The organism is Mycolicibacter heraklionensis (genome assembly GCF_019645815.1).
GTDB classification, from domain to species: domain Bacteria; phylum Actinomycetota; class Actinomycetes; order Mycobacteriales; family Mycobacteriaceae; genus Mycobacterium; species Mycobacterium heraklionense.
The window spans coordinates 4,973,487-4,983,706 of sequence record NZ_CP080997.1 but is presented as its reverse complement, the minus strand read 5'-3'; the positions used below and the strand labels follow the sequence as shown (position 1 = coordinate 4,983,706).

The following is a 10,220-nucleotide window of genomic DNA, read 5'->3' as shown; positions in this document are numbered from 1 at the left end:
CGCCGGCCGAGGCGGGCGGCTAGCTTAGGGGCGATCGCGGCACGGCCGTCCAGCTGCGCAGCTGGGCGTAGATCGGCCTTCAACGAATCGTGACCAACCAAGTCTTCGCAGACAGGAGCCCACTTATGGCGTCAGCATCTCTGGGCGTCTACACGTGCCTCGCGTGTGTCGTGTTGCTTACCCTGGCACTCTTTTTGTCCAGCAAATCCTGATCGGTCGCACGACCTCACGGATGTAAATTCCACTGGCCGCAGTCCTGGGCCAGGACATCGTTGACGTCGACTTCGATCCCCCCGACGATCGGCCCCGGGTTTGAGGCGGTACTGACTATCCGCTGATAGAGCACCGCACCGGGGTCGACCTGGCCGCGCGACCAGGATCGGGTCTGCCAGGCCCACCGCTTACCGGGTGTGCGGGAGACCCCGATGACACCGTCGGCGGCCGCCCACTGGCAGACGTTCACGCCTCCGTAGACGCCGGTGCGCTGCACTCCCAGTACCGAGTTGATTCCCCGAAACCATTGCAGTGCCACGGCGTTCCAGGTGTTGCGGTCGATGTCGTCGTCGACGCTGAAGAAGATCGGCGCACTGCGCCCGCCGCCTGCCGCGGTGTGCAGCTGCCAGGCGGTCTGCGCGTCGGAGACACCGCCGGGGTATCCCCGGGTGAAATCCGACGGTGCCGTCCCGCCCGGCTTGCCGTACTGGTAGTTACTGACGATCACCAGTCCCGCGGCGGTCAGCGATTCGGCGTAGGGCCGGGTGATCGGCTTGGCGCCGAAGTGCGAACCCGGCCGCGACGTCGACACGTAGTTGATGACTCCGGCATGACCGGCGGCCCGGATGTCCTGCGCCGGAATCTGGCGCATGGCGTAGTCGATGAGCGTGGGAGCCGCAGCCGACGCCGTCGGCATTCCGGTGGCCGCTGCGCCCAGCCCGGTGAGCGCCGCGGCGGATGCGTACCGCAGTGCGTCACGTCGGGAGACGTGGTTCCGAGGGCGGGAAGTCCGCGGAGAGTCAGGCACGGGCCGATGTTAACAATGTGGCTGCTGTTAATGGTGTTGCCCGCGCCGAGCGCGCTCGGACGCTTTTCCGCAAAGATCGTCGCTTTGCCCGGAAGACGAGTCGTCGGCGGATACGATTCGTGCGTGTCGACGCCGGTCAGCAGTACATCGCCGACGACTCCGCGCGCACCCGAGGTCCCGCTGGTGGTCGCGGGCTGGTGCGTCGTCGCGACCTGCTTCGCTGCGATGGTAACGACCGCTTTGACTGGCGGATCATCGATATCGGCTGTCGCCGAAGCCATCTCGGGCGCGGCGTTGGCGGTGTTCGTGTTGCTCCATACGCTGACGCTCTACAAACCCGCCGGCGCCGTCGCCTACTTGGCCATCGCGGTGACCGTGGGATTCGGCCTGGAGGCGTGCAGTCTCGCGACCGGCTTCCCGTTCGGCTTCTACACCCATCACGTGGAAGGACCCCGTGCGTTCGGCGTGCCGTTCACGGTGGTGGCGGCCTGGGCGATTCTGGCCTGGGTGGCGTGGATTCTGGCCCGGGTGATTGTGGGCGAGTTCCGGAGCCGGACGCTGTCGGTCGTCGTGACACCCGTCGTCGCCACCCTGATCGTCGGCGGCTACGACCTGGTGATCGACCCGATCGGGGCCTACGTGCGTCAGATGTACTCCTACCGGTCACCGAGCGGGGTTCTGGGCGTGCCGTTGAGCAACTACGTCGGCTGGGTGATCACCGGGTGGGTGCTGTTCCAGACATTTGCCCTGATTGAACGACGGTGGCGACGCGAACCCAGCTCCGTCACCCGGTCGGCGCTGTTGATGCCGGCCGTCATCTGGTTCGGACTCGGCCTGCAGGTGAACCTCGGGCTGCTGCGCGCGGGCGATGCCACGACGACGATCCAGGGCACACCCGTTGCACTGGCCGACATCTATGAGACATGCGCTGAGATGACGTGGTTCATGATGGGCCTGGTCGTGGTCGTCAGCGTGGTCCGGCTCTATCAAGGCACGCCGGCGGCGTCGCCGGAGATCGCCGACTAAAGGCGCACACGGGCCGCTACCCGACCACGATGGGACGCGGCATGACGGTGAGCTTGACCCCATAGCGCGGTGTGCCGAGACCGTAGCCGCCGTGGCGGCCGGCGCCACCCGGAGGAATCGGGGGAGGCATGGCGGTCATCGACCTGCTTTCCGGGGCGACGGTCCAGCCGCTACCCGTCCCGGCGGTGGGAGCACCTGTCGGGGTGGCCGCCGCCCAGCTGGGTGGCGCCGACAACGAACCGACCAGGGTGGCCTGGCCTACACCGGCAGCCACCGGGGAGCTGGCGCCGCCGGCAGCGCGGCCGGCGGCCTCCAGCCCACCAGGGGTCGCCGACGCCAGTGCCATACCGGAGGCCGGGCCGAGCCCGCCGCGGGACAGGGCGGCGGTGCCGCCATCCATGCCGCGTGCCAGAAACCCGAGCGTGGCCAGCCCGGAAAATCCCTCGATGTTGCCGCCGGGGTCGAAAATGCCGGTTGCGGCGATGGTGTTCCACAACTGGGCGTTGATATTCAGACCCGACCCGTCATCGCTGCCCCAGGTATCCCCGAAGAGGCCGTCGAAGAATTTGGTCCAGTCCCAATCGGGTGACAACGGCGAGGTGCCCTCCGCCGGCGACGCCATGCTCCGCAACGCATTGGGCAGCTGGGCGTGGGCATCGGTGGGGCCTACGCCTCCGGCCGCCTGCCCGCCCTGGTCGTCTGCGTTGGTGGTTTCCGGCGCATCGGCGAAGGGGATCAGTTGTGTGGCGGTAGCGGAAGCCGCGGCGTAGCCGTACATCGCGACGGCGTCTTGCGCCCACATCTGGCCGTAACGAGCTTCGGCCGCTGCGATGGCCGCGGTGTTCTGTCCCAGCGCGTTGGTCTTGACCAATGACGCCAGCAGCACCCGGTTGGTCTCGATGGCCGCGGGCGGCACCGTCATGGCGTGGGCCGTGGCATACGCCTCGGCCGCGGCGTACGCCTGTGCCGCAGCCTGTTCGGCCTGCTCGGCGGTCACGCTCAGCCACACAAAGTAGGGTTCGGCCGCCGCCGCCATCGCCGATGCCGATGGCCCCCACCACCCTTGACTGGATAGGCTAGCGACCAACCACTCGAAAGATGTTGCTGCCGAGCGCAGTTCCGAGGCCAGCAGATTCCAGGAGGCCGCAGCGGCCAACATCGGCCCCGATCCCGGTCCGGCGTACATCCGTGCCGAGTTGATCTCCGGTGGAATTGATCCGTAGTCCATTACCCAAAATCCTTTCAGTAGAACGAGATGACGTTCGCGGCGTCGGTCGCTGCGTATGACTGCGCGCTGCGCTGCAGCGTGTTCACGAACGTCTCGTGCACCGCAGCGGCTCGCTTGCTGATCGCTTGGTACACCTGGGCGTGCCGTGCGAACTGAGCTGCGGTCAGTACCGAGACCTCGTCGGCGGCGGCGGGAATCACGCCGGTAGTCGGCGCTGCGGCGGCGGCGCTCTGCGCGGCCACCGTATATCCGACGCCGCGCAGATCGGCCGCTGTCGCGGCCAGTTCTTCGGGCAAGGCGGACACAAAAGACATCGGAAATCTCCCTCGAGAAGGCATGACGAATTACGCTGCTAAAAGCGGATATTCGCGCGTCACGGCAGCGCACGTCCACGATGCGGACAGCGCTGATACGGTACGGCGCGAACCGGTTCAGAAGGTGAAAGCAGCGCCGGGGCAGGATTCGAACGAAATGATCGTCGAACTCGGATAAGGACTATCGCTCGGACTCAATGTCGCTCTCACCTCCTCACGGCCAGGGCACACGGGGATGCCGTTGCGGCGGGCACATCGGGACAAACCGAACCAGCGCGGAGTCGGCCGGACGGCACCCCTCTCGACAGAGTTTTGGCACTGCACGGCGTATCCAGCCATAGGCCGAAAGCCACTTGGGCTCAACCCTTAAGCCGGGAAGAGCTGTCCTGACCCTGGGCGTCTCTCGACGTTTGAGGTCAGTGGCCTGTATCCGTACAGACGCCTCACCTAGCGAGGTGCGTTCGCGGCCATGGTGGCATCAACGGTGGGGGTAGTCAACTCGAACGAGCAGCTCCGCATACCCAAATGCGTTGCCCAAAAAGGCCAATGCACCTCGAAACTCGCTGTATGACAGTGCTATTCGCAATGTAGAGAAATTTGCCCGCCGCAGGAACACGCCATACCGGCGAAATCCTCGACATGGCGACGGTGGTGAACCACACGAAATACCAACGGATCCCGAGTCCAGCTGATCGACCGAATGCTCGGACGGTGTCGTAGACCGACGATTCGGTGGATCAAGCCGTGCTACCTTCGAAATGGCCGGCGGCCGATCCCTACGCACGTGGTTTCCTGAGCACGGATCGCGTCCGCCCTTGACCTGAATCACCCCATTTACTTAAATGGGCTAGCAGTCACATCAGCGACTACGGAGGAACTTGTGCAGACGTCGGCGTCCGAGGTCTCCGTTGGTTCCGACTACTGCGGTCCCCTGCTCGGGTCCGGCAGCCAACTGGAACGCGCCACGCACGACGCCCTGGACAGGCTGCAACAGGTGTTGGCTCTGCACCCTTTGGGCGCTGACCGATTCCGGGCGGGGAACGAGGCCGGCCGGTTCGGCAGAATCTTCGGCGGCCAGCTCATCGCCCAGGCGATGGCAGCGGCCGCGGCCACGGTGCCCGAGCTCACCGCCCATTCGATCCATGCGTCGTTTCTGCGCCCCGGCGACTCCGCCATACCTCTGGAGATCGTCGTCGACCGCACCCGCGACGGGCGCACCATGTCGGCGCGGCAGGTCACCGTACAGCAGGACGGTCGCACCCTGATGGTGGCGACGGTGTCCTTCGACACCAGCCCCGACAGCACTGACACCACCCCCGTGCCGCTGCCCGGACCCGAACCGGAAGCCCTGCCGCTGCTGCAGCACTGGGTACAGCATGCCCCGCCGTACCTGGCCGGGCGGGGTAACACCTGGATCGAACGACCCCCACCACTGGAAGTCCGCACTGCCGAAGCGCCCGTCTTCCTCGGCGGCGCACAGGCGCCGGGCCCGCGTACACATTGGATGCGGTTGCCACGTGAGATCGACCGCGACGCGCAGCTGCACGCGGTGCTGCTTGCCTATGCCAGCGATTACCTACTGGTGGACACCGCATTTCGTGCCCACCCGGAGCCGGTCGACCATGCCACGCACACCGGCCTGACCCTGGACCACAGCGTCTGGCTGCACCGTCCGGTCCATTTCGATCGATGGCACCTCTACACCCAGCAGACCGTCGCCACGGCCGGCCACCGCGCCCTGGTGCACGGCACCATGGTGGATGCCGCCGGCCGCCATGTGGCCAGCACCGCTCAAGAAGTCCTGGTCCGGCCGATAGCCGAGGCGCCCGGACGACAGAAGCCCGAGGATCGGTAGTGGTCCTGCGCAGAGCGGCGTCGACGCTTGATGGACGCGTAGCCGTCATCACCGGGGGCGGTTCGGGGATCGGCCGCGGTATCGCCGAGAGCTTCGCGGAATTCGGCGCCCGGGTGGTGATCTGGGATCGCGACACCGATGCGGCCCGAGCGGCCGCGGAGCTGGTCGGCGGCCACGCCTGCGCAATCGATGTCCGCGACCCCGATCAGGTCGATGTGGCACTGGCGGAAACCCTTGCCACGGTGGGCTTGCCGACGGTGTTGGTCAACAACGCCGGCGGGGTGTTCTTCTCCCCGCTACTGGACACCGCACCCAAGGGGTGGGACACCCTGATCCGCTCCAACCTCACCCAGGTCCTGCTCTGCACACAGCGCGTCGCGCAGACACTGGTCCAACACGGCGCGGCGGGCAGCATCATCAATGTCGCCAGCATCGAGGGCACCCGTGCCGCGCCCGGCTATGCGGCCTACGCGGCGGCGAAAGCGGGTGTCATCAACCTCACCAAAACGGCGGCTCTGGAATTGGCGCCGCACGGCATTCGGGTCAACTGCCTGGCCCCGGACCTCACGCTGACCGAAGGTATCGAACGGGTCGGCTCGGCCGAGATGCTGGCCGAAGCGGGCCACATGATTCCGATGGGCCGCCCCGGTCATGTCGACGAGATGGCCGGCGCCGCGGTCTTTCTGGCCGGCGACCTGAGTTCGTATGTGACCGGCCAGACGCTGCATGTCGACGGCGGAACGCACGCGGCGGGCGGCTGGTACCACCATCCCGACAGTGGCGATTACGTTCTCGGTCCGTCACGGCCTACCAACACCTAGCAACTCCACGCGCAGGAGGGCCGTATGCGGTTCGCTTTCACCTATCCGATCATCACCCATCCGTGCGATCCCGAGTTGGCCTCCGCAGGCGGGGTGACCACCGTTGCGCGGGCGGCCGAAGCCGCCGGGTTTGACGCCATGGGTTTCACGGACCACCCGGCGCCGACCCAGCGCTGGCTCGACGCCGGCGGCCACGACAGCCTCGATCCCTTCGTGGCGATGGGATTCGCCGCAGCGCACACCGAGAAGATCCGGTTCATCCCGAATGTCGTCGTCTTGCCTTATCGCAACCCGTTCGTCGTGGCGAAATCGGGTGCGACGCTGGATCTTTTGTCGGGCGGAAGGTTCACCCTGGCCGTTGGTGTCGGCTACCTCAAGGGCGAGTTCGCCGCTTTAGGGGTGGACTTCGATGAGCGCGCCGCACTGGTCGAAGAGAGCCTGGACGTCATCCGAGCTGTCTGGACCGGTGACGACGTCTCGTTCGAGGGCAGACATTTCCGGGCGCACGGGATCACCGCGCATCCGCGACCGGTCAGCAGCCCCCATCCGCCGATCTGGATCGGCGGCAACACGGGAAAGGCACGTCAGCGGGTGGCGACGCGCGGTGACGGCTGGGCGCCGTTCCCGGCGCCGCCCGGTCTGGCCAGCACCGCCCGCACCGCCGAGATGAACTCGCTGGAAGCCCTGGCAGCAGGCATCGACGACCTGAGACGACGCTGCGAGAAAGCAGACCGTGACTGGTCCACCATCGACGTCTGCTTCTCGAACCTCGCCGGCGGCCGGCTCGGCTACGACGACTTCGATCCCGGCGCCTATCTGGACGGTCTGGGCCGCCTGGCCGAGATCGGCGTGACCTGGGTCCAGGTCGCGGTCCCCGGCGACAGCCTCGGCCGGGCCGTGGAGGCCCTAGGGCGCTTCGGTGAATCGGTGATCAGGACGTTCTAGAAACGTCCGGCCGGTACCCTTCGGAGTCGTGACGCGTTCCGCTTCGCGGCGCGAGGTGCTCAGGTATGCCGCGCTACTCGGCCCGGCACTGGCATTGCCCGGTGCCCTCGGGGCGACGGTCGGCGCGCCGCGGGCCGGTGCGAACGGGCTGCAAGTCATCGATTTCGCCCACCGGCTGGTGTCGCCCGAACAGATCAAGGCCGCCGGTTTCGACGGGGCGCTGGTCTACGTCTCCGAGCTCCGGCCGGGCGCCGCCTTCGATTTCAAGCCCGTCACCCGCGACTACGCCGACGGCCTCCGCGCCGCCGGCCTGCAGGTCGCCAGCTGCTACCAGTTCGGCAAGCCGGGCTGGCCGCAGTCGCCGTCGGACTTCACCCGGGGCTACGACGGCGGCGTGGCCGATGCGCGGACGGCGCTACGGTTGCACGCCGCCGCCGGGGGGCCGTCGTCCGCGCCGATCTTCTTCAGCGTCGACGAGGACATCGACGCCACATCATGGAAGAGTCTGGCGGTCCAATGGTTTCGCGGGATCAATTCCGTACTGGGCGTTGACCGCACCGGAATTTACGGCGGCGCCCGGCAATGCACCTGGGCGATCAACGACGGCGTCATCGGGAAGTCGACCAGCCCGGGTCACCGGTGGGCGTGGCAGACCCGGGCGTGGTCGCATGGGGACCGCGAACCGGCGGCCGTACTCTTCCAACGAGAAATCGTCACCGCGACCGAGCCGGGTTTCGTCATCGACGACGTACATGTCGACGTCAACGACGTCCTCGCCGCGGACTTCGGCCAATGGGACCTCGCCCGACAATAGGGAGAACTTTCGTGATCGGCACATCCTGGGACGCACCACGAGTGGCGCGATGGTCCGGCGTCCTCGGTGTCGTCCTGCCCGCGATCACCTTGCTGGTGTACCCGATCTGGTCTTTCCCGGGGACCCGAACGCAGTCGGTCGACGTGGCGCGGTGGGCCGCCGCGCACCACGATCGGTTGGTCCTGACGATGGCCCTCAATACCGTCGGCGTCACGCTCTGGTTTGTCTTCGGTGCCGCGGTGTGGACGTACCTGCGGGATCGCGTTCCAATGAAATCGATCCTGCCGACCTGCTTCGCCGCGGGCTTCATCGGATGCGTAACGCTGCTGCTCAGCGGGTTCACCGCCTTTGACCTGCTGCTGTACCGGCGCCGCAGTGCCGACGCGGCGGCACTGCTCTACGACCTGACGTTCGGACTGCTGGCCATGTCGGGGATGCCCCTGGTGGTGGCGCTGGGCGCGTTCGTGGTCGCGGTGTATGCCCGGCAGACGTTGCCGTCGTACGCCGGCCACCTCGCGCTCGCTGCCGCGGTAGTCCATCCGGTGCTGCTGCTGACCTTCGTCTTCCGCGGCGGCCCGCTGTCCCTGGAGGGATATGCGATCACCGCGATGCCGGCGTTCTTGTTCGCCTGGATCCTCGGGACAGCGCTGGCGATGCCACGCGCCGGCGATGGCGCAGCCCCGGGCGCGGCGTCAGCGCAGCGTCGCGGGTCCGGCGTGCGTATCACCGCGCCAGGGCGCTAGCAGCAGCTCGCAGGCGCGCCGCATGTCGCGCTCGGCCTGTGCAGCGGTCGTTTCACCCATCACGGCCCAGGACAAGATGCCGTAGGCGCACTGCTCCACCAGTAGTGCCAGCTGTGTGTCGGACGGTGCGGGCCGGGCGATGCCGGCGACGGACAAGATGGCGGCGCGCAGGTCGAAGTCACCGCTCGCCGTTGATTCGGATCGCCGGGCGTTGACCGAGGTGATCATTGCGCGGGCCAGCCGCGGACGCGCGAGCATCGATCGACAGATACTGACCATGAGGTCGGTGACGTCGGCTGCCGGACAGCCCGTCGGCGGGTGCGACGGACCGGCGGTCTGGGTGTAGTGCAACAACAAGGCGCTGAACAGGTGATGCTTGGTGGGGTAGTAGCGGTAGACGGTCGCGATCGATACCGCCGATTGATCGGCCACGTCCTGCATCCGGACGGCCTCCAGCCCGTCGCGGGCACCGAGTCGGGCCGCGGTGGCAAGGATGCGCTCGCAGCGTTGTCGTTGCGCGGTCGTGCTGGGGGTAGCCGCCTCGCGCTCAACCGGCGGGCGGGGCATCAGTGGCTTCGGGGGGCTGTTCGGAGCAACTTCTGCATCAGCCGATGCGAGGCGAGCACGGCTTCGGCGCGATCTGAGGTGGCGCGCAGGGCAGGACTGTCGGCGTGGGCCGAGATGACGTGCACCGGGCCCTGGCAGAGCTGGCTGAGTCCTTCGCGCGCGACATCGGCCGGATCGGACACCCGCAACCCCGGCACGTCGAAGTTGAGGCCGGCTCGTGCCATGGCGGGAGTCCTGGTTACGCCGAGCACCAATTCCAGGACGTGCACGTCGTAGTCGCGCAATTCCAGCCAGAGGCCCTCGGCGTAGATCCGGGTGAACGCCTTCGCGCCGCCGTAAACGGTCTGCCGGGCCGAACCGAGATAGCCGGTCAGCGACCCGACCAGCAGTAGACCGCCGCGCCGACGGACGCGCATCGGCCTGCCGAAATGATGGATGAGCGCCAGCGGTGTCCGCACGTTCAGGTCGAGCACGCGTCCGAAGGCCGCCGGCTCGCCGTCGAGGAACTCCGCGCTGTGGGTGTTGGCTCCCGCGTTGTAGATCAGCAGACCAACCTCGAGCTCCGTCGTCGCCTCGACGATCCGCGTGACCGCGTCCGCACCGGCCAGATCCAAAGGGAGTTCACGGACACGCACGCCGCGTGCCCGGCACCGATCGGCGGTCTCGCGCAGCGGCTCTGCCTTGCGCGCGATCAGGACCAGATTGATGCCGGCGTCGGCCAGCTGGAATGCGAACTCGGCGCCGACACCTTCGGAGCCGCCGGCGATCACAGCCCAGGGGCCGTACTGCTGGGCCCACTCGGATTGATCACCGCTGGACAAGGCACGCCTCCATAACTAAAATTCATTCTAGTTTTACTCGGAAGAGGTTACCTCACCCTCGTGGT

11 protein-coding genes and 1 riboswitch are annotated in these 10,220 nt (G+C 67.2%); of the genes, 6 read left to right on the top strand and 5 right to left on the bottom strand.

From position 1 onward, the window contains the following. Nucleotides 1-226: 226 nt before the first annotated feature. Complete coding sequence (locus tag K3U94_RS23095; RefSeq protein ID WP_220695169.1) at nucleotides 227-1,021, bottom strand: DUF1906 domain-containing protein; 795 nt, start codon at nucleotides 1,019-1,021, stop codon at nucleotides 227-229. 123 nt (nucleotides 1,022-1,144) lie between these two features. On the opposite strand from K3U94_RS23095, the gene K3U94_RS23090 reads away from it, so the two are divergent. Further along, a complete protein-coding gene (locus tag K3U94_RS23090) occupies nucleotides 1,145-2,047 on the top strand; it encodes a carotenoid biosynthesis protein (RefSeq protein WP_220695168.1) in 903 nt (300 codons plus the stop codon). A 16-nt stretch (nucleotides 2,048-2,063) separates the two neighbouring features. Here the strand turns inward: K3U94_RS23090 and K3U94_RS23085 are convergent, their stop codons facing one another. Both K3U94_RS23085 and K3U94_RS23080 read right to left on the bottom strand, forming a co-directional pair. Further along, nucleotides 2,064-3,275, bottom strand: coding sequence for a PPE family protein (locus K3U94_RS23085; protein ID WP_220695167.1), 1,212 nt, complete (start codon nucleotides 3,273-3,275; stop codon nucleotides 2,064-2,066). A 14-nt stretch (nucleotides 3,276-3,289) separates the two neighbouring features. Further along, nucleotides 3,290-3,589, bottom strand: a complete 300-nt coding sequence (locus K3U94_RS23080; protein ID WP_047319206.1) for a PE family protein — start codon at nucleotides 3,587-3,589, stop codon at nucleotides 3,290-3,292. Between the two features lie 289 nt (nucleotides 3,590-3,878). Next, nucleotides 3,879-4,051: riboswitch (M-box (ykoK) riboswitch) on the bottom strand. A gap of 418 nt (nucleotides 4,052-4,469) precedes the next feature. On the opposite strand from K3U94_RS23080, the gene K3U94_RS23075 reads away from it, so the two are divergent. The 5 genes from K3U94_RS23075 to K3U94_RS23055 all read left to right on the top strand — a co-directional run bounded on the left by K3U94_RS23075 (nucleotide 4,470) and on the right by K3U94_RS23055 (nucleotide 8,767). Beyond that, on the top strand, nucleotides 4,470-5,444 hold the full coding sequence (locus tag K3U94_RS23075) for an acyl-CoA thioesterase (RefSeq protein WP_220695166.1): 975 nt from the start codon (nucleotides 4,470-4,472) through the stop codon (nucleotides 5,442-5,444). After that, nucleotides 5,444-6,265: an SDR family NAD(P)-dependent oxidoreductase gene (locus K3U94_RS23070; protein WP_220695165.1), complete on the top strand. Its 822-nt coding sequence runs from the start codon at nucleotides 5,444-5,446 to the stop codon at nucleotides 6,263-6,265. The genes K3U94_RS23075 and K3U94_RS23070 overlap by 1 nt, the downstream gene beginning before the upstream one ends. A 24-nt stretch (nucleotides 6,266-6,289) precedes the next feature. Beyond that, nucleotides 6,290-7,210 (top strand): LLM class F420-dependent oxidoreductase, encoded by a 921-nt coding sequence (locus K3U94_RS23065; RefSeq protein ID WP_220695164.1) that lies wholly within the window; start codon nucleotides 6,290-6,292, stop codon nucleotides 7,208-7,210. 88 nt (nucleotides 7,211-7,298) lie between these two features. Beyond that, nucleotides 7,299-8,024 (top strand): DUF1906 domain-containing protein, encoded by a 726-nt coding sequence (locus K3U94_RS23060; protein ID WP_230987664.1) that lies wholly within the window; start codon nucleotides 7,299-7,301, stop codon nucleotides 8,022-8,024. A gap of 11 nt (nucleotides 8,025-8,035) precedes the next feature. Continuing rightward, the gene (locus K3U94_RS23055) at nucleotides 8,036-8,767 is read left to right on the top strand and encodes a hypothetical protein (protein WP_220695162.1); all 732 of its coding nucleotides are present in this window, start codon (nucleotides 8,036-8,038) and stop codon (nucleotides 8,765-8,767) included. On the opposite strand, the gene K3U94_RS23050 is transcribed toward K3U94_RS23055, so the two are convergent. Next, entirely contained in the window at nucleotides 8,717-9,334 is a 618-nt protein-coding gene (locus tag K3U94_RS23050; protein ID WP_220695161.1) for a TetR/AcrR family transcriptional regulator, read from the bottom strand. The genes K3U94_RS23055 and K3U94_RS23050 overlap by 51 nt on opposite strands. Then, nucleotides 9,334-10,155, bottom strand: coding sequence for an SDR family NAD(P)-dependent oxidoreductase (locus tag K3U94_RS23045; protein ID WP_220695160.1), 822 nt, complete (start codon nucleotides 10,153-10,155; stop codon nucleotides 9,334-9,336). The genes K3U94_RS23050 and K3U94_RS23045 overlap by 1 nt, the downstream gene beginning before the upstream one ends. Nucleotides 10,156-10,220: the final 65 nt, after the last annotated feature.